Genomic DNA, 18,897 nt, shown 5'->3' on the forward strand with positions numbered 1-18,897 from the left:
TAACTATTGTAAATGATTCCAGCCTTGGGCTTTAATGCCTGCCTTTGCTCCACTTTTCAATACAAGTTCTAAGTCCTTGTCTTCTGTCATATAACCGATAGGCGTAATGTCTGACAGGTTTTTTATCTTATCAAAATCAGTCTGTTTTACAGTAAACAATAGCTGATAATCTTCTCCGCCATTCAATGCGGCAGTGATAGGACTTATATTAAATTCAGAAGCTGTAAGCATCGTAATGTCTTCAATTGGCAGTTTATCTTCAAAAATCAAGGCACCTACCCCTGACTGGGTACTCAAATGAATAATTTCAGAAGCCAAACCGTCAGAAATATCAATCATAGAAGTTGGTACCACCCCTGCTTCTGCTAACTCATGCACAATATCGGCTCTTGCTTCCGGTTTTAGCTGCTTGCCTACCAGAAAAGATTTTTCTTCCAGATCAGGCTGCATATTCGGGTTAGCTATATATTCCTGCTTCTCTCTTTCCAGAATCTGCAAACCAAAATACGCCGCACCTAAATCTCCTGTTACGCAGAGTATATCATTAGCTTTAGCACCATTTCTATAGGCAATTTTGTCTTTATCTACTACACCTGTTGCAGTGATTGAGATTACCAGGCCTGATCTTGAAGCAGAGGTGTCTCCACCTATCAAGTCTACCTTATAATCTTCACAAGCAAATTTAATTCCTTCATAAATTTCATCAACGGCTTCTACTGATATTCTGTTGCTTAAGCCAATACTTACCGTAATCTGCTTTGCAATGCCATTCATTGCGGCAATATCAGATATATTTACCGCTACAGCTTTGTACCCCAGATGACGAAGCGGGGTATAAGAAAGGTCAAAATGAATCCCTTCTAACAACATATCTGTCGATACCAACAAATATTGATTGCCTATATCAATCACCGCGGCATCATCACCAATACCCGTGATAGTCTCAGGATTTCTTGTGGTAAATTTTGATTTTATCCTGTCAATTAAGCCAAACTCTCCTAAGGTGTTCAGTTCTGTTCTTTCCATACAACTTCTCAGCTAATTTCTGTTTTTCTGCAAAGATACATAAAAAAAGGTGGACTTTTCAGCCCACCTCTGTCTCAATGCCCTGTTACCTTATTGAATAGTTAAGGTATATATATTTGTAGTACCACCTGTTTTCTGACTTGGCGTAGTACGGGTCAATATCAATTGTGTATCGGTAATTGAATCAATGTTGAACTCAATTGTTCCACCAGTACCTGTTGGGGCCGGGCTCAGGTTTTTCAGAACTAATTTTGTATCTCCAACTAATTCGTACTGGCCAGAAAAGGTATTACCATCAAATTCTACCAATGTAGCTGATGGGGCAGTTAATAATCTTAACTGAAAACTTGAATAACCCGGTTTAGTATTACTTGCCGCTCCTTTGGTATATACAATTGCACTACCCTCTTTTACAGTATTGGCAATCCAGTTCTTTTTAATTTTTTCCGACACAGGCACAACTTTATCTTTTCCGCAAGAAAAGATAAAAAAACTACAAGCAAACAATAGAATGGCAACCTTTTTCATAGAATGTTATTTTTTGAATATGTTCGTTCAAGCTTTTTTAGCAACATCATCGCTGTATATTCTCAATACCCGACAAATATGGCTTAAATATAAACTAAAAAAAAATTTCTCTGATAATATTGACGTAATTTTTGAGTAATAGGTTGTAATAATAAAATAGCAAATTATGATTTGAAACGAATTAATGTTTATTTTCATTGCCTGCATTCATAAATCTTTACGACCTTTGCAAAAAAATCCAATTGAAAGAATACACCCGAAATCAGCTGGCACTGCGCAACGGGCAGGACAAGGAAGAAATCTGGATAGCCTATCAGTCGATTATCTATGATGTAACGCATTCGAGATTATGGCGGAACGGCAAACACTATGAACACTGGGCGGGACAGGATCTGACTGACGAGCTAAAAGATGCCCCGCACACTGTCAGTGTACTTGAAAGGTTTAAAGTTATTGGGAGATTGATTTAGGAATTGTCTCTGTCCTGAACTGTGATTGAGTTGACTTAATGATTTCGCTGAGAAATTAAATCAAATAATCATTGCTCATCCATGCAATTGCAAATCATAGCCATCGGGTAAATCCGTTTAATCGAAGTTCAAGAAATTTTTCACTTATGAAACTCATCGAATCAATCATACTTTTTGCAAGCCTTGCATTTTTAATCATGTTTGTCGATCAGGCACTTTATAAGAAAGTACCTTTAAGCGACAGTTATTTTTTCCTGATGTTTTCATTGGCAGGTTTCTTATTTTATACGTATCGCAGGGGTTTAAGAAAAATCAAGGAAAAAAAGGAAGCCGAGGCCAGGAAAGAAGAAAAGCCGAAAAAGATTGAGCAACGTCTCAAGAAAAAATAAGCAAACCCGGTAGCCAGAATACCAGCTCGCCAATCCAGCGATAGCGTTCGTTTGGTAACAGTGCTTTAGAAAGGAGCATGATTGCTAAAGTGGTACAGGCCATTAGTAATTCTATCAGGAATACTTTCTTCATATAGCCTTCAATACTTGTTAACAGCGTAAAACCAACAAACACGGTAATCGCTATTACGATTATCAGGGTTTGTTTTTTGCCCATTTTCAGGGCAAAATTTCTTATGCCTTCTTTTTCCTGCATTTCATACCAAGAAAAAACCAAAATACTCTGGTGAACCAGCAGAATAAAATTAAAAGCAGATAGATACTGCCAGAAACCCATATCTCTACCAACAAACGAACTTCCGAAAACAGGCGCACTATACAACAATGCCGTAGCAATCTCTTTATAATAATGATAGGCTGAAGCAGAAGCCCGCTTTTGAAGAACATGAAAATAAACAAGCAGAAAAACTGAAAAGACAATACCAAAAATAATTACAGGTTCGGGCAGAAAAAAAACTAAAAAAATACCTAAGACTGATAACACAATAATAACTACCTGCAAATAATACTGGTTATCGAAATGGAACTGATGCCGTGCATCTTGTGGCTCTGATTTAATATTATCCAGAAGCCTGTCGAAAATATAAATAATCCAGGTACATATTGCTAAAACTATCAATACTAATCCATCAGGTTGGCTCTGCCCATCAGGCATTTTCCAAAACATCCAGCTACTCAATATTGCTCCAGCCACTACATCGAGGCTTAGGTAGTGGAGGGTCAGGAGGATGGTAGTAGTTTTGCTTTTCATAGAAGAATTAGGTCTTGAACTATGATTTACCCGATTTTATGATTTCACAGATAATCATTTTAAGGAATAAATAAATCAACATCTCATATAAAATCAGTGTAATCAAAACAATCAGATAAAACGGTCCGCCGTCGCGGCAAAGTTCAAGACAGAAACTACTAAACCTCCAACACAATCTCATCCCCAATCTTAATTTCACCCTTTTCTACTACCAAGAGGTTTTGCCCGAACAAGATTTTATTACCATTGCTTCTGTATTGAGCCAATGTTTTTAAAGGCTCTTTACCTTTTTCAGCAGTATCAGGATTAATGGTTGTCAGTACACAACGGGCACAAAGTTTTACACCTGCCAGTTTAGCTTCGCCTACCTGAAAATACCGGAAGCTATCCTCATCATGGGCTTCTCCACCTGAAAAAACCAGATTCGGGCGAAAGCGTCTCATTTCTATTTTTTCGTCCAGTTTCTCATTCAGAAAGTCCAGACTTGCCTGCCCGATGATTAATATAGGATAGCCGTCAGAAAAACTTGTATGTTCTTTACGGGTAATTGAATACTTGGGGTCTGTTGGCCGGATAGACTCATCAGGTTGATAGAAAAGATGTGTTTCTTTCCCTAAAACTTCTGTAAACCAGGCATCGGCTAAATCACTGACTCTTACACCTCTCACCACATCGTCCCAGATAGTAATCATATGGTTATCGTCTGTCTGGGGGTCGAATGGTACTTTTAACGGATCAATATCTTTTGTGCGATGAGATATTTTCAGTCCATCACATTCTATGGCTACATCAATCAGGGTCATCTGCTGGTTTTCCCTTTGGGTCATAAACCTATCCTGCCCGTCAGCCAGTACCCACCGGCGGTCATATTGCAGCCCTCTGTCTTCTACCTGCGCCGAGTGAAGCGAAATTCCACCTAAAGATTTAATAGGGTAAATGTTAATTTCAGTAATAATTATTGCCATATTTACTTATATTTTTTCGGACACAACATTTCTCATCTAAAATCGTTTGAGTTATTAGGTCAAACACATAAATTGGAGGGAAATTCAAGGCGTTGTTGCATGCCTCTGTTTAGTGTCGGTGATTGAACAATAACATTATAGCTACAACCTATAAAAATTGTGGGCGTGTGTGATGGCCCTACCCATTTATACAATGAAAAAAATACTTTCTCTCTTTACATTTCTGCTCCTTTCAAGTGGTGTTTTTGCGCAACTCCAACTATACAAACGTGGGCTGGCAAGTTTCGATAAAGGTCAGTACGATTTAGCCATTAAAGACCTGGCAAAGGTAAATAATATTGCTGAAAGTGAAAAAGCGAATCTGAATTACAAAATAGCAGAAGCCTATCGCTTATCAAACCGCTGGGTGGAGGCTATCCCGTATTATGAAAAAGCCTTTGAAGCGAAATTATTAATACCGGAAGCGCATTTCCATTATGCGTTTGCCCTGAAAGCAGCCGAGAAATACGATATGGCTTTAAGAGAACTTCAACAGTTTATCGACTCTAAAAGTACCATTAAAGCCTATAACGAAAAAGCCTACCGCGAAGTAAACACGCTAAAAATTATTGGCGAGCTAAAAAAGAAACAAACCGACATTACTTTCAAAAACCTATCGCAACTTAATACATCAGGCGCAGAGTTTTCTCCGGCGATCCTTGGTGATGAGTTAGTTTTTACTGCTTCACGCAAAGCTAAAACCTATTCAAATGGTTTGCCGTATGTAGGATTATACAAGGCAAGATTAGCCCGCACTATGGCTGAAATAGGTAAACCTGAGAAATTCAGTGCCGCTATTTTTGATGAAGAACGTAACGAGGGGACACCTACGTTTTCGCCAGACGGCAAAACCATGATTTATGCCAGAGGTAATACCGGTAAGAGAAAAGACTTGTCGCCTGATATGGATTTATATATATCCCGTTATGTAGATGGCAGCGGCTGGACGGAACCCCGCTATGTTAGTGCTTCGGATTCGGCCAGTTGGGATGGTTCTCCGGCTTTTTCGCGTGATGGTAAAACCATTTATTTTGCTTCTAATCGTCCGGGAGGTTTAGGTGGTATTGACCTGTATCGGGTAAACATGGACGCATCAGGTCGTTTCGGGAATCCGGTGAATTTAGGTAAAGAAGTCAATACCGCAGGTGATGAAATGTTTCCGTATGTATCAGAAGACGGAAGACTATTCTTTGCGTCTGACGGGCATCCGGGTCTTGGTAAATTAGACCTTTTTATAGCTGTTCGGTCAGCCGGAAAAATCACGGTTGAGAATATGGGTGCACCCTATAACTCAAATATGGACGATTTCGGACTGGTGATGAGTAAAAAAGGGGATATTTTCTTTTCATCGAACAGAGCCGGAGGGACGGGCGATGACGATATTTATTATTATGAAGCACCACAAAAAACCGAAATTGCAGAAAACAAACCGATGATTCCGATTGCAACGCCTGATAGCCTGAGTAAACCAACTGAAATTAAAACGGTGAGGTATTATCTGGCAGGAACGGTTTATACTAAAAATGCAAATAACGAAAATATACCATTGGATTCGGTAAGAATAAAAATCCTGACAACTGGTCAGGAGGAACCGATGACAGAGATTGTTACCCGGAAAGACGGTAAGTTTGGCCCGATTAATTTACAGGAAGATGGTGATTATATAATTTTAGGTAGCAAAAAGAATTATCTGGCCAAACGTGAAGACTTCTCTATGAATGGTCGGGCTATACCGCAAGCCCTGCTTACCAAAGCAATTACTGATACTACGTTTTATACCAGTCTGAATCTTGAAGAAATTGCTCTGGAAAAAACTTTCAGGGTAGAGAATATCTATTATGATCTGGATAAGTGGGACATCAGACCTGATGCGGCTATCGAATTAGATAAATTAGTGCAGGTATTGGTTGATAACCCCACTATTAAAATTGAGTTAGGCTCACATACCGACTCCCGGGCAACAGAGATATATAACCAACGTCTGTCTCAAAGACGTGCCGAGTCTGCCGTGAACTATATTGTTTCTAAAGGTATTGATAAAGCCCGTATTACTGCAAAAGGCTATGGCGAAAGTGAACTATTGATTAAGAATGCCAGAACCGAAGACGAACATCAGACTAACCGTCGTACTGAGTTCAAGATTATTGAAGTAGAATAATAATAAACCCATCCATAAATTAACAGCCCTGGAATTTTTTCTGGGCTGTTGTTGTTTTCATATATCTATACATCTGAACTATTCTCAAATCAGAAGATTTGATACTATCCACACCGATTTGGTAGTTTATCGTTAACGGAATTGCTATAGATAAGGATTATATTCCTTCAAGAATATTCTTCAATTTCTCCAGATTATCATCTTTACTTGCCTTTGCGCTGTAGATAATTTTCCCTTCTTTATCAATCAAGAAAGTTTGAGGGATATAGGTTATTTTCCAGAATATTCCCAACGTTTCTTCACTGTCACGAATATGAATCATATCCAGATTATGCTCTATAATAAAGTTTTTCCAGTCATCTTCATCAATATCACTTGAGATGAGGATGGTTACTAAACCTTTATTCTTATATTTATCAGCGATTGTTTGTATTACAGGTAATTTTTGTATGCAAGGTTTACAATCAGTAGCCCAGAAATCAATCAAGACATAGTGATTTTTAAAGTTGCTGAGGTCTACTATTCTCCCGTTCAATGCCTTTTGAGATATGGCTGGAGCAATACTTCCTTCATCTAATTCTAAGTCTGCAATGGTTTCGGCTATTCTTTTACCATAGACAGACTTTCTGAACTTTTCATCAAAATTGCTTACATAAAAATCTCTCAGTTCTTTCTCTGTAAAATCAGCATTCCACATTCCGATTTTTTTATAGAACATTTCCTGATAATAGAAACTATCGCTATGAGTTTTAACTAAATTCTGTTCTATTCTCTGTATTAGTATTGCTTTGTCATTATAGATTTTTCTTAATGATTCATCTGTTGCTAAGGTCGGGTTTTGTCTGATAGCAGCCATTTCATTTACTTCTTTTCTAATAGCATTTTTATGGTTTTTCTGACCAATATCATCTAATATACCATTCAATAGCAATTTGTATTTTAGATTATCCTTCCGGTTTGGATTCTTAAAAAAATCAATACGACCTGACTCCGAACTGATATAAAAATCTTCATTATTATCAAATATTTCTTCTTTATAAAGACCCACGATAGTTATTCGTAAATAAGACGTGTACGATTCTGTCTCAATCATTTCTTCGTTTGATGCATCATTTTTTGATAGAACAACCCGCTGGAAAGCAAGACCATTATCATACATAATACTGAGGTTCTTTTTATTGACCCCTGGATGGGAAACCAGTTTTACCTGTACTTTTTTAGATTGGGCAAAGGTATTTGCACACACAGTAATCAGTACACAAAGAAAAGTAATGAGTCGCATTTGTTTAGTCAGGAAAAGCAAAGCCAGTAGAGGCCACAGCGTGTTGTTAATTATTAAAACTTTTTTTACAAAAATAGTTTTTTCCATAAAGAACCTTATCAATCCCAATATTTTAATTTTATAAACAGCCCAAACTCCTATCGTTCGATAAGAATGTCAAAAATGAGTTAAAGATCGTTATATTTGAGCTAAGGTTTACCTTAAAAATTTCATCAATTTTGTGTTATCCCGTCGTCTGCCTGTTACCCTTTACAAATTATTTTCCGATCAACTAAAATATTTCAAGTATGAAACACCTGTTTACTTTAACGCTGGTAACGTTAGTTTTGCTTATGGGCTGCGAGAAAAACGAAGAAGACCCGGGCAATCCGACCTACAAGGGTACTGAACAGACTTTAGGAAATGGCAAAGTCTATTCCTGGGTTACTTTTGCCGCCGATAATAACCCTCTGTCCATTGGTATCACGCTCACCAAAGGCGCACTCGACAACATTCCTCACACAGGTGTAGCCTTAGTCTTAGCCTTACCATCTCAGGCGGTTGGCAAAACACCTTTTAGCCACATCATGATTGATTACCTGCATACAGGTCATGAACCTCCAGGCACGTATGATGTAGCACATTTTGATATGCACTTTTACATTCAGTCACAGGCTGAGCGTGAGGCTATTCCGGCTTATCCGGTGGCACCTGCCAAGTTTGACAATCTGCCCCCTGCTGGCTATATACCTAACGGTTATATACGCCTTCCGGCAGGTGTACCTGCGATGGGTGTTCACTGGGCCGACCCGAAATCACCCGAACTGGCAGGAACAGGCAAGTTTACCGAGACATTGATTTATGGCTCCTATGATGGAAAAATGACTTTTATTGAGCCGATGATTGCACATGAGTTTCTGAAGGGTAGCCCGAATGTAAATAAGCTTCTGCCGTTACCGACCAAGTTTGAGAAGGCTGGGTATTACCCAATGAATTATAGTATCAGGAAGGTAGGAGATGATATTCAGGTAAGCCTGGATGCTATGATGTTGATGCAATAAAATTCTAAAATGACTTTTGTAAATTGTCTGAACTTTGATTTACCTGATTTTTATGATTAATATGATTAAAAACCTTTCAGCTTTATTTTCAGCTAAATCAAAGTTCAAGACAAAATTCCTACCACCGAATCAGCGCCGAGCCCCAGGTAAAGCCACTGCCAAAGGCAGCGAGACATATCAGGTCTCCGTCCTTTACTTTGCCTGCTTCCCAAGCTTCGCATAGGGCAATTGGAATTGAGGCGGCTGTGGTATTGCCGTATTTCATGATATTATTAAACACTTTCTCGTCGGGTAGTCTTAAAGTCTTTTGCACAAACTGGGCTATACGTAAATTAGCCTGATGCGGTACAAGCATATCAATGTCAGCGGGCATTAAACCTACTTTATTCAGTGCTTCCATGATTACCTCAGGGAACTTAGTTACGGCGGTCTTGAACACCAGTTGCCCATTCATATTCGGGTAATAGGTTTTGTTCTCAATCAGGTTTTCGTACACAAAAATCTCTCCGTACAAAGCATCAGGGAAACCAAATTGCTCTTTGCCTAAATGCTTTCCGCCATGACTACCCGGACTAATCAGAGCCAGCTCTTCGGCATAAGTACCATCCGAATGTAAATGGGTTGTCAGGATGCCTTTGCCCTCTTCGGTAGTTGGTTGTAGCACTACTGCGCCTGCGCCATCGCCAAAAAGAACGGCTACGTTACGCCCGCGCGTAGTGAAATCAAGCCCCATTGAGTGCATTTCAGAGCCAACTACCAATATGTTTTTATACATACCGGTTTTGATAAACTGGTCGGCTACCGAAAGTGAATAGATAAAGCCCGAACATTGATTTCTTATATCAATAGCCCCCATTTCTTTTTGGGTAATGCCTAACTCACGTTGTAACAAAACACCACAACCCGGGAAATAATAATCGGGGCTTAGGGTAGCAAAAACAATAAAATCTATTTCTTCCGGTTTGATACCTGCTCTTTCGCACGCGATTCTGGCCGCATTCGCTGCCATTGTGGTGGGAGTCTCTTCGTGTTTCTTGCCGTATCTTCTTTCTTTAATGCCCGAACGCTCCTGTATCCACTCGTCAGAAGTATCCATCACCTTCATTAAATCTGCATTCGTAACTACCTGCTCAGGTACATAAAAACCTATCCCTGCTATTTTTGAATTGACCATATTTGTTGCTGTTTGAATCCAGCCACGAAGTTACAAGAAATTCGCTTGAATGTGCAAGAGAATCTTGGAATAGTGATTATTGGCTATTAAACGGACTTCCTAACGAGTAAATAGTGAACCATAGTGTTACTTTGGCAATTTTATATAAAACTCTAATTTACTACAATCTACACTAATTGGCACAATGTTTCACAATATCAAGTACTGTAACCTGTCAGCCTTTAACCGTATTTCGTACTTTCTTTCTATACTGCCAATAGAAATAACCCACTCCACCCAACAACAAAAACACCCAAAGCCTCAACAGTATTACAATCAGGTTTTCTAAAAATAACCAACCGATTTTCACAGAATCCCAGATGCGTACGAAGATATTAGGTCTGTAATTCTCTATTTTCTCGCGGTTTTCGACCATTACTTTATGCAGGAATGTAGCCTGATAGAGTTTAATAGTAATAGTGCTGAAATCAACCTGATCTTGCAGACTAAGATTCTGGACTTTATGATTATCGGCTACTGTCTGGTGATCTAATAATTTTTCCTCTGCTTCAACAGCCGTACCAATATTGCCTTTTCTGTTCTGATGTACACTTTGGCTGCGCTCTACAAATTTCTCCTGCCGTTTATTGGCTAAATCATTTGATAACATTTGCAGGCTTACATCATCGGCCTTAATCGTCCGGTGGTCTATATAGAGCATCATCGTGTTTAGCTCTTTCAATACACTTAGTAAATGCTGATCAGGTACTCTGATGTTAATGGCATTTTCGATATTTACCGAACTCACCTCTACTAATGAATCCTGACTTATCGCTATCGTCTTCTTCTCCAATACATTTGATTGCAGATGAGAATAAGTGACAAAACCACCATACCTGGTTGTCAGGTCTTCTATCTGTTCAGAAGATTTTCTTGCGTCTTTTACTTTAAATTGCAGGTCGGCAGTGCGGACAAATTTTCGTTGAGGTTGTTGAATAACAGGTTTCTTAGGTTTAGTGGGTTCTTCTGCCATAGTAGAATCTAAGGCTGCGTACTGTTCTGTTGAATTAAGAGATTTAGATTCATAGTTGCCTGAACAAGCCATGAAGAAGTAGCCCATTGCTCCGAATAGCACTACATTGGATAAAAAATAAAATCGCATAGGTTCTTAAGGTTTTGATTATACCTTAAAAACGTATGCGATCAGCTATAATTATGCTTTCTTTAAGAAAATTTTAAGAAATACTTAAGAATAATTTAAGAATCAATATGGAGTGGGCTGTTCCGGGTTAAAATCCTTAAAAGTTTTCTTGATATTGGTATCTGTAGGCTTGTTTTTAGGTTCCCAGGCAGCATCTAAATCCAGCACTACCAGACCTTTCAGATTCATGGCATTCATAAAATCATCGACCTTTCTGATAAAATCCTGCCCACGGCGAGACGATTTCAGAGAAAAATCTCTGGCAAAAATATCTCCCTTGGTCTGTATCTCGTTCTTTTTCTCAATGATATAATTCAAGCGGTCTATCAGGTCTTTCATTGATTTACCAATTACCTCTGTTGCTTCTAAAGTACCGATAGTCAGTACGGTAGTTCCTCCAAGCGTTGATACGAGTCTTTGCTGATCTGGCTTCTCCTTAGGAATTAAAAAAGACGATAAGCTTGTAGTAGCCCCTAACGAAGCATTCAGAATAGAGCGGTTCTTTTTACCTTTTTTTGCCTGAGAATAAAGTTTTTTCAACTCTGATTCTTTTTCTTTCATCTGCTCCATCAATTCCCAGCCTCTCAGCAAGGTACCCCTATACAGATTATATAATTTCTGGTCTGTTTCGGCTTCATTAATAGCGTTTTTCACAACAAACCTGATGGTTTTCACATCTCTCTTTTTGGTCTTATCCAACACAAAGAAATCTACTGTAAAAGCTACTGTATCTAATGGATCTCTTACAAAATCATAGCTGGGCTTAAATATAAATTCATACTGGTTAGGTGTATTTTTCACCAGCATATCTCTCGTAATCTGCTGATTATCTGTCAGAAAATCAAATACCTGTATATCGTCATCACCATTCGGGTCAGACAAATAAAAGCGTAAGCTAACCGTCTGGTTTTCTTTCAGTACAAAATTACTCTCTCTTGGTACTACCACAATTTCAGGTGATAAATCTATCTGTGTGGCTTCCACTTTCAACCGGCCTTTTACATGTGTTTTAGATGGCTGGTCTTCAACATAAAACTCAATATAGATAGGCTGATTCTTTATCTGTTTGAATTGTGTGAGCGATGGTGTCCAGGAAACCTCTCCCTGCGACGACATCTTCATGCCTTCCGGCAAAGTCTCCATCGACGGCACCACCACAATCGGGTCATTGTCTTCGTCAAATACAAAATAACGATCTATCTTATAGATATTGGTTGTATTATACTGTACATAGAAAGGTTTCAGATCTTTTACTACAGGCGCACGATTGACATGCTGAACCCTGAATTCAACTTTTGAAGAAATAACTTCATTGATTGAATCACATTTAGCCTCAAAAATAACTTGCTGATACTTAAATCCGGCCAGGCGGTCAACGAAGTCAAAAGAGGGTGTCCAGGTAAATTTACCCAACGAATCGAGCTTCATTCCATCTACTTCTCCCTGCTCTATTGAAAACCGGTATTTTTCACAGTTTTTACCTTCTACTTTCAATCCAAACGAGACCGGCAGGCCCTCTTTCAGTTGGGTCCAGTCAGTACCGTTAGGTAAAACAATTCTTGGTGAGTCTTGTGCGAATACTTGTTGAAAGAACACTAATAAACTAAAAATCAGTATGTTAGTTCTCATTTTAATCATACAGTAAATAATTTAAAATTGGTAAATAAAGTAATAATCAACTTTTCCAGTTACCAATTACTTCTCTTCTGTAGCCATATCCTGTTTGCTCAAACCCGGTACAACCACACAAGGGAAGCCAAACAAACAACGGTCTTTTATCATTTTTATTACTTCGTCAGGTACGTTTTCTTCCCAGCCTTCCTCACCTTGTTTGATGAGTTCAAGGGTTTTATCCGTATTAACGGTAAGGTTTTTTTCATTGTAATGATGTATATCTTCAATCTTGTTGTTGGCAATCAGATACCTGTACAGATCAAGCAGATGCATGGGAGGCATAAAGCGCATACTGTTCATGATATTGTTGTTCTGATAGGTCGGATACACAAATAATTTCAGATTTCTGCTAAACAAGGTGGCAAACGACTCCAGAATCCCTCCGGGCAAATCCGTATAGTGCTTTTCTTCAAAAATGTATTCCAGATTCGGATAACCGATAATCAGACCCATTTTCAGTTTGGTGATTTTTGACAGATAGGCGACTAATTTATAATATTCCTGATAATTTGAAATCATCACCATTTGCCCCAGCGAACACAGAATATCGACCCTGTCTAAAAAGTCTTTTTCATCAATCTCTGCCTCGTTCTGTTTCAACCCCTGTAAAGTAATTTCAGAGAGTACCACCACTTTATCCTTTTCAACGTCAGGTTCGCGCATAAACTGCTTGCGGCCGGTTTCGAGCATATCAAGATGCACGTTTACCAAGGGGCGGAATCTTCCTCTCAGCACTAAGGCGTGTTTTCTGAAAAGCACTTCTGATGGTTGTAAATTCTTGCCATCGGCACCAAAAAGGGCAATATCCGAAAAACCATAACTCACCAGACGAAGACTCATCAACCGATTATCGACGTGCTTGAAGTCTGGCCCTTCAAAACGAATCATGTCAATCTGTATCCGGTCTTTTGTCAGGTCGTCCATCAACGACAGCAACAAAGTCTCGGGGTCTTTATGGTAGAAATAACACCCATACATCAGATTCACGCCAAGTGTTCCTAAAGCCTGATGCTGCAAAACGTTATCATTATCCAACATTTTTACGTGGATAATAATATCGTTATAATCGCCTTTGGGTGTTAGCTGGAACCTCACTCCCATCCACCCGTGTGCATCATTGGTTTTATGATAATTCAATGCTGCAACCGTATCCGAAAATGCAAAAAACGTAGAAGTTTCTCCCCTCTTTTCCCCTAATCGTTCAATCAGTAGCCCATATTCATGATCAAGCATACTCATCAAGCGGGGTTCACACACATACCGCCCGTTTTCCATTACCCCATAAATGGCGTCAGAGAAAGTCATGTCATAGGCCGACATCGTTTTGGCAATCGTATTCGATGCTCCACCTGCCTTAAAAAAATTAGCTGCCACATCCTGACCTGCACCAATTTCGGCAAAACACCCATAAATCTGCTTGTTCAGATTAATCCGTAATGCCTTTTGCTTGGTACCCAGATTTTTCTCATAAATGGTTTCCATTGTTGATGCGTTTTTACTCATAATTATCCTTTCACTCCTTATAACAATCCTCCCTGCAAAGGTAAACTCCTATTTGTACTTTTCCAAGTATATAACATAAAAGCAAGCAAGTTTAGTGCCGAACGAATAGGACAATATCAATGAGTTTTTGCACTAAAAAATAACTTTTAATAAAATCTTAAGGAACAATTGACAGGTTAAGTGTTCGGTATGCCCTAATTTTGTAACTTGAAGTTCGACATAGATTATGGTATTAAAACAATCTTTGCCAGTTTCATCCGTTCAGGCTATAAAACCTTTTTGGGCTATTATAATAAAGTACTACCTATTGTTATAAACGATGTTGGCGCGGTTAATATATATTATACTGTTTTTAAGTCTGAGTGGGCTACTCTTTTCTAAAGAACGGAGAAGAGCCTCTCATTTGCTTACTAACGTTAATGGCATACGTACAACCGCCAGTAAAGGAGACAACACACCACCAAGTGCCGATGATATAGTAACTAAAGATTTCCGTACCAACTATTACTTTGTACGGGTTCAGAACGACAAACCGGACGATTTAGCCCATGCTGGTATTTATTCATGTTCGCTCTTAAAAAACAATGCTTTATCAGGTTTATTCGTTCAAAAAACATTAAACTTTTTTAAAAGCCGGTCTATCTATCTACTTAATTGTATCTGGCTTATCTGATACCTCTTTTCTGCTTATTTTTCTAATTCCGTTCAAGTCTGATTCACTCAGGTGCATTTTCATTTGCTATACTACCTGAGGTCGTAACGCTGTGTTTTCTATCGTATTTATATTATCTACTATTACCGTGAAAAGGATACAAAAAATTGTTTTTCTCTGGCTTTTCTGTGCCCAGGCTTTTGCCTCCATAGACTCTGTAAAAGTAAATCTGAAAGATTTAGAAGAGATATTCTTACAAAAAAATGCCTTATTGATGGCATACCGGTTCGATATTGAAGCCAATCGCGCCACGATCATACAAGCCAGGCTATGGGACAACCCCACCCTGACGTATGAGCAAATGCTCTACAATAATAGTACGAGAAGTATTCTGCCAATATTAGGGTTAAATGATGCCAAAGGCTCTCCTACCACCCAGCAGGCCGTGCAATTGCAACAGTTGTTTTATCTGGCCGGGAAACGCACCAAACGTGTTGCTCTTGCCGAAACAAGCACACAAATAGCAGAAGATGCCTACTATGATGCACTAAGAGGCCTGAAGTATGAACTGCACAATAATTTCTATGACCTCTATTACTTGCAGAGTGTTGTAAAAATCTATGATGAAGAAATCGGCTCGCTTGTAAAAACCCTCGCAGGGATGAATACACTGCTTGAAAAAGGAATTATTCCTATCAAAGACATTACCCGTATCAGAGCTTTACAGTTTTCGCTTGAAACCGAACGTAAAGATTTGAAGGTGCAGATGTTGGAGCGTCAGGTTAATTTAAGAATCATTACAGGTACTCGCAACGAAGTATTCTTTATGCCACAAGCAGATAAAAATGCGATCGATGCCCTTAGCATTCAGCATCTTACCTTAGATAAACTGATAATGACGGCACTCGAAAACCGACCAGATTTAAGATTGCGACAATCGTCTCTCAAACTCGAACAACAGAATCTGATTTATCAGAAAGCTCTTAAAGTACCAGATTTCCAAGCAGGGCTTACGTACGACCGTGCGGGAAGCAGTGTACCCAACTACTTTGCCGCTACTTTTCAGATAGGTCTGCCGGTGTTTAACAAAAACCAGGGGAATATAAAAGCGGCTGAATACCGGATTCAATCTGCGCAAAAACAGATCATAAGTCAGGAAGACCGTGTGATAGGCGACATACAATTGGCCTATAGAAAAGCCCTTGAAGCCGACCAGCTCTATAAGGGTTACGACAAAGCCTTTATGATTGATTTCGACAAACTGTTTGATAATGTAAAAGCCAGTTTTGAGAAACAGATTATATCGATGCTCGATTTTATTGATTTTTATGAATCATATAAAAGTAGTGCCGTACAGATGAGCCGGCTACAGAACGACCGTATCAATGCCATTGAAGAAATCAATTTTATGGCAGGTAAAGAACTAATCAGTTTACCATAGTGCAAAAACGAATTTAAGACCAAATTAAATTTTCATGAAAAATATAAAAGCGATCATTCATTTATTGAGCTTGTTGACTATCATTACACTGATTTTCCAGAGTTGCAGAAGTGATAAAAAACAAGAAGAACCCGCCAAAGAGGCGTTCATGCTCACCGACACCATGCTGGCAAAGTTAGGCTTTGATGAAGTAACGACTAAAGTATTGTTATCAGAAGTAAAACTAAGTGGAAAAGTAACCGCTAATGAAGACAAAGTAGCCAAGGTATTCCCACGTGTAGATGGCAATATTGAAAAACTCAATGTGCAATTAGGCGACTATGTAAAGCAAGGACAAGTATTGGCTATTATCCGTAGCCGTCAGGTAGCCGAAATGGATAATCAGTTGAGTATGGCGCTATCAAACCTTCAGATAGCCCGTAAGAACTTAGGTGTAGAAGAAGAGCTTTTCAAGTCAGGTCTTGAACCCGAAAGAAACGTGGTAAATGCCAGGCAGGAAGTACAGAAGGCCGAGTCAGAGCTGAAGCGCGTCAACGAAACCATGAAGATATATGATATAGGCAAAGAAGCCACTTATCAGATTAAATCACCGATTTCGGGTTTTCTGATTGAAAAAAACGCAGTACAAGGTATGGATTTTAATATCGAAAACATCGATAATTTCTTTACTATCTCTGATTTGAGTGATATATGGGTATTGGCCGATGTTTATGAAACCGACATCAACAAGGTAAAAGTAGGTTATCAATGTGACATTACGACATTAGCCGACCCCGACAGGAAAATCAAAGGCAAAATAGATAAAATCTTCAATGTACTCGACCCCGAAAGCCGGGTAATGAAAGTGCGTATCAGGCTACCAAATCCTGACTATACACTTAAACCGCAGATGTTTGCCATTGTAAGGGTATATCATGAAGAACCACAATCTATGTTAGCGATTCCGGCCAAGGCTGTCATTTTCGATAAGAGTAAGCAATGGGTGATGGTTTTTAAAGACCGCAAACATATAGAAACACGGCAGGTAAATATTTTTAAAACCGTAGGAGACTATGCTTACATAGCCTCTGGTCTGAATGCCGGTGAGAAAATCATCTCTAATCAGCAATTGCTGGTATATGATGCCCTGAACGACTAACTAACCTGATTATACCAAAAAACAAAGAAATGAAAAAGGTTTTAACGCTCACTCTCCTGTTATTAAGCTACAAAGGTTTTGCACAAAAACGTGTCAATCAACGGTTTAACTTCCATTTTCAACAAACAGTTGTGACACAATACCAGCCTGGCGTAAAAGCGTCTTATTCTGGCACTAATAGCTTTTCTGTGAAGGCAGAAGCACAAACCTCTGTTACCTCTACATTTTTTGTGGGTGTAAGATTAGGAAAAAACACCGAATTTTACTTCAACCCCGAGCTGGCAGGTGGTAGTGGTCTGAGCCGGGCAACAGGGATTGCGGGTTTCCCGAACGGAGAAACTTTCAGAGTGGGTAATCCGAAACCGACAGTTTATGTAGGTAGGGCTTATATCAGACAGTACATTCCTTTAAGCAAAGAAACCGGGCCGGTAGAAGATACTCCAAACCAGTTGAGAGGGCTACACTCTGCCAGATACCTATCGGTTGTTTTAGGTAAATTCTCTTTAGCTGATTTCTTTGATGGAAACACTTATAGCCATGACCCCCGCACCCAGTTTCTGAACTGGTCGCTGATGAGCAATGGCGCCTATGACTACGCCGCTAACGTAAGGGGTTATACACAAGGCATCATGCTCGAATACGTAAACCCATCTTACAGTGTCCGCTACGCAGCGGCACAGGTGCCGCAAGAGGCTAACGGAGCGAAACTGGATAAGCATCTTGGCAAGGCACTTTCGCATCAGGTAGAAATCGAAAAACCTTTTGGTAATTCTAAAATCAGGTTGTCAGGCTTTTTCAACAGAGCGAATATGGGCAATTATGCACTGGCCGCCCGTATGCAAAACCCCGACATTACAGCTACCCGACAATACAGCCGGGCAAAAGCAGGTCTCGGAGCAAATTTTGAGCAGAAATTCTCTGATGATTTAGGGCTGTTTGCCCGATACAGTTTCAACGATGGCCGCAATGAAACCTGGGCTTTTACCGAAATTGACCGCTCGACAAGCGTCGGTATCGTGCTAAATGGCACAAAATGGCATCGTGAAGAAGATACCATTGGCATGGCCTTGGTAGCCAATGGCATTTCTAAAGATCACAGGGCTTATCTGAATGCCGGAGGCATCGGCTTTATGGTAGGAGATGGTAAACTGAACTATCGCACCGAAGACATAGTGGAGGTTTACTATCGCTATTATTTACACGAAGATCATTTCTGGATATCGCCCGATTATCAGTTCATTATGCACCCTGCGTATAATAAGGACCGTGGTCCTGCCAACGTTTTCGGGGCAAGAGTGCACGTAGAGTTCTGATTTCGGGTATCTGCTTACCCCAATCCTTCTTCTGAAAGGTCAAATCTCAATTATCGGAGATAGAAAAAGCTTCTTTAATTAAATACCCCTCTATACATATGAGGGTTGGGGAAG

The 18,897-nt window shown here is 39.4% G+C and carries 17 protein-coding genes; 8 read left to right on the forward strand and 9 right to left on the reverse strand.

The features are described from left to right. Positions 1 to 3 precede the first annotated feature (3 nt). A complete protein-coding gene (gene thiL, locus H1R81_RS17790) occupies positions 4 to 1,026 on the reverse strand; it encodes a thiamine-phosphate kinase (protein ID WP_181842100.1) in 1,023 nt (340 codons plus the stop codon). A 90-nt stretch (positions 1,027 to 1,116) separates the two neighbouring features. After that, positions 1,117 to 1,554: a hypothetical protein gene (locus tag H1R81_RS17795; RefSeq protein ID WP_181842101.1), complete on the reverse strand. Its 438-nt coding sequence runs from the start codon at positions 1,552 to 1,554 to the stop codon at positions 1,117 to 1,119. 242 nt (positions 1,555 to 1,796) lie between these two features. Here H1R81_RS17795 and H1R81_RS17800 point away from each other — a divergent pair, with 242 nt between their 5' ends. Further along, the gene (locus tag H1R81_RS17800) at positions 1,797 to 2,024 is read left to right on the forward strand and encodes a cytochrome b5 domain-containing protein (RefSeq protein ID WP_181842102.1); all 228 of its coding nucleotides are present in this window, start codon (positions 1,797 to 1,799) and stop codon (positions 2,022 to 2,024) included. A gap of 146 nt (positions 2,025 to 2,170) precedes the next feature. After that, positions 2,171 to 2,413: a hypothetical protein gene (locus tag H1R81_RS17805; protein ID WP_181842103.1), complete on the forward strand. Its 243-nt coding sequence runs from the start codon at positions 2,171 to 2,173 to the stop codon at positions 2,411 to 2,413. Here H1R81_RS17805 and H1R81_RS17810 read toward each other — a convergent pair. Both H1R81_RS17810 and H1R81_RS17815 read right to left on the reverse strand, forming a co-directional pair. Continuing rightward, a complete protein-coding gene (locus H1R81_RS17810) occupies positions 2,400 to 3,224 on the reverse strand; it encodes a hypothetical protein (RefSeq protein WP_181842104.1) in 825 nt (274 codons plus the stop codon). The genes H1R81_RS17805 and H1R81_RS17810 overlap by 14 nt on opposite strands. 158 nt (positions 3,225 to 3,382) lie before the next feature. Beyond that, complete coding sequence (locus H1R81_RS17815; protein WP_181842105.1) at positions 3,383 to 4,189, reverse strand: MOSC domain-containing protein; 807 nt, start codon at positions 4,187 to 4,189, stop codon at positions 3,383 to 3,385. Between the two features lie 193 nt (positions 4,190 to 4,382). Between H1R81_RS17815 and H1R81_RS27675 the strand changes: the two genes are divergently transcribed. Beyond that, positions 4,383 to 6,386: an OmpA family protein gene (locus H1R81_RS27675; RefSeq protein ID WP_181842106.1), complete on the forward strand. Its 2,004-nt coding sequence runs from the start codon at positions 4,383 to 4,385 to the stop codon at positions 6,384 to 6,386. 157 nt (positions 6,387 to 6,543) lie between these two features. On the opposite strand, the gene H1R81_RS17825 is transcribed toward H1R81_RS27675, so the two are convergent. Beyond that, complete coding sequence (locus H1R81_RS17825) at positions 6,544 to 7,668, reverse strand: TlpA disulfide reductase family protein (RefSeq protein ID WP_181842107.1); 1,125 nt, start codon at positions 7,666 to 7,668, stop codon at positions 6,544 to 6,546. A gap of 287 nt (positions 7,669 to 7,955) precedes the next feature. Between H1R81_RS17825 and H1R81_RS17830 the strand changes: the two genes are divergently transcribed. Continuing rightward, positions 7,956 to 8,708 (forward strand): DUF5602 domain-containing protein, encoded by a 753-nt coding sequence (locus H1R81_RS17830; protein ID WP_181842108.1) that lies wholly within the window; start codon positions 7,956 to 7,958, stop codon positions 8,706 to 8,708. 118 nt (positions 8,709 to 8,826) lie between these two features. On the opposite strand, the gene H1R81_RS17835 is transcribed toward H1R81_RS17830, so the two are convergent. The 4 genes from H1R81_RS17835 to H1R81_RS17850 form a co-directional block, all read right to left on the reverse strand. Next, positions 8,827 to 9,882 carry a 3-oxoacyl-ACP synthase III family protein gene (locus tag H1R81_RS17835; RefSeq protein WP_181842109.1) on the reverse strand — a complete coding sequence of 352 codons (1,056 nt, stop codon included), beginning with the start codon at positions 9,880 to 9,882 and terminating at the stop codon, positions 8,827 to 8,829. Between the two features lie 214 nt (positions 9,883 to 10,096). Continuing rightward, a complete protein-coding gene (locus H1R81_RS17840) occupies positions 10,097 to 11,023 on the reverse strand; it encodes a DUF4349 domain-containing protein (RefSeq protein WP_181842110.1) in 927 nt (308 codons plus the stop codon). A 102-nt stretch (positions 11,024 to 11,125) separates the two neighbouring features. Beyond that, positions 11,126 to 12,691: a hypothetical protein gene (locus H1R81_RS17845; RefSeq protein WP_181842111.1), complete on the reverse strand. Its 1,566-nt coding sequence runs from the start codon at positions 12,689 to 12,691 to the stop codon at positions 11,126 to 11,128. 66 nt (positions 12,692 to 12,757) lie between these two features. Then, the gene (locus H1R81_RS17850) at positions 12,758 to 14,218 is read right to left on the reverse strand and encodes a TonB-dependent receptor (protein WP_181842112.1); all 1,461 of its coding nucleotides are present in this window, start codon (positions 14,216 to 14,218) and stop codon (positions 12,758 to 12,760) included. Positions 14,219 to 14,558: 340 nt separating this feature from the next. Between H1R81_RS17850 and H1R81_RS17855 the strand changes: the two genes are divergently transcribed. The 4 genes from H1R81_RS17855 (at position 14,559) to H1R81_RS17870 (ending at position 18,783) form a co-directional block, all read left to right on the forward strand. Continuing rightward, the gene (locus H1R81_RS17855) at positions 14,559 to 14,912 is read left to right on the forward strand and encodes a hypothetical protein (protein ID WP_181842113.1); all 354 of its coding nucleotides are present in this window, start codon (positions 14,559 to 14,561) and stop codon (positions 14,910 to 14,912) included. Positions 14,913 to 15,039: 127 nt separating this feature from the next. After that, a complete protein-coding gene (locus H1R81_RS17860; protein WP_181842114.1) occupies positions 15,040 to 16,332 on the forward strand; it encodes a TolC family protein in 1,293 nt (430 codons plus the stop codon). A gap of 34 nt (positions 16,333 to 16,366) precedes the next feature. After that, positions 16,367 to 17,470 (forward strand): efflux RND transporter periplasmic adaptor subunit, encoded by a 1,104-nt coding sequence (locus tag H1R81_RS17865; RefSeq protein ID WP_181842115.1) that lies wholly within the window; start codon positions 16,367 to 16,369, stop codon positions 17,468 to 17,470. Between the two features lie 29 nt (positions 17,471 to 17,499). Further along, positions 17,500 to 18,783, forward strand: a complete 1,284-nt coding sequence (locus H1R81_RS17870) for a carbohydrate porin (protein WP_181842116.1) — start codon at positions 17,500 to 17,502, stop codon at positions 18,781 to 18,783. The last annotated feature ends 114 nt before the right edge of the window (positions 18,784 to 18,897 follow it).

The organism is Emticicia sp. BO119, from assembly GCF_013912375.1.
Lineage (GTDB): Bacteria > Bacteroidota > Bacteroidia > Cytophagales > Spirosomataceae > Emticicia.

Bases quoted from the DNA above. Each gene is read 5' to 3' on its own strand.
- thiL (WP_181842100.1), bottom strand. From the start codon at position 1,026: ATGGAAAGAACAGAACTGAACACCTTAGGAGAGTTTGGCTTAATTGAC.
- H1R81_RS17795 (WP_181842101.1), bottom strand. From the start codon at position 1,554: ATGAAAAAGGTTGCCATTCTATTGTTTGCTTGTAGTTTTTTTATCTTT.
- H1R81_RS17805 (WP_181842103.1), top strand. From the start codon at position 2,171: ATGAAACTCATCGAATCAATCATACTTTTTGCAAGCCTTGCATTTTTA.
- H1R81_RS17810 (WP_181842104.1), bottom strand. From the start codon at position 3,224: ATGAAAAGCAAAACTACTACCATCCTCCTGACCCTCCACTACCTAAGC.
- H1R81_RS17815 (WP_181842105.1), bottom strand. From the start codon at position 4,189: ATGGCAATAATTATTACTGAAATTAACATTTACCCTATTAAATCTTTA.
- H1R81_RS27675 (WP_181842106.1), top strand. From the start codon at position 4,383: ATGAAAAAAATACTTTCTCTCTTTACATTTCTGCTCCTTTCAAGTGGT.
- H1R81_RS17825 (WP_181842107.1), bottom strand. From the start codon at position 7,668: ATGCGACTCATTACTTTTCTTTGTGTACTGATTACTGTGTGTGCAAAT.
- H1R81_RS17830 (WP_181842108.1), top strand. From the start codon at position 7,956: ATGAAACACCTGTTTACTTTAACGCTGGTAACGTTAGTTTTGCTTATG.
- H1R81_RS17835 (WP_181842109.1), bottom strand. From the start codon at position 9,882: ATGGTCAATTCAAAAATAGCAGGGATAGGTTTTTATGTACCTGAGCAG.
- H1R81_RS17840 (WP_181842110.1), bottom strand. From the start codon at position 11,023: ATGCGATTTTATTTTTTATCCAATGTAGTGCTATTCGGAGCAATGGGC.
- H1R81_RS17845 (WP_181842111.1), bottom strand. From the start codon at position 12,691: ATGAGAACTAACATACTGATTTTTAGTTTATTAGTGTTCTTTCAACAA.
- H1R81_RS17850 (WP_181842112.1), bottom strand. From the start codon at position 14,218: ATGGAAACCATTTATGAGAAAAATCTGGGTACCAAGCAAAAGGCATTA.
- H1R81_RS17855 (WP_181842113.1), top strand. From the start codon at position 14,559: ATGTTGGCGCGGTTAATATATATTATACTGTTTTTAAGTCTGAGTGGG.
- H1R81_RS17865 (WP_181842115.1), top strand. From the start codon at position 16,367: ATGAAAAATATAAAAGCGATCATTCATTTATTGAGCTTGTTGACTATC.
- H1R81_RS17870 (WP_181842116.1), top strand. From the start codon at position 17,500: ATGAAAAAGGTTTTAACGCTCACTCTCCTGTTATTAAGCTACAAAGGT.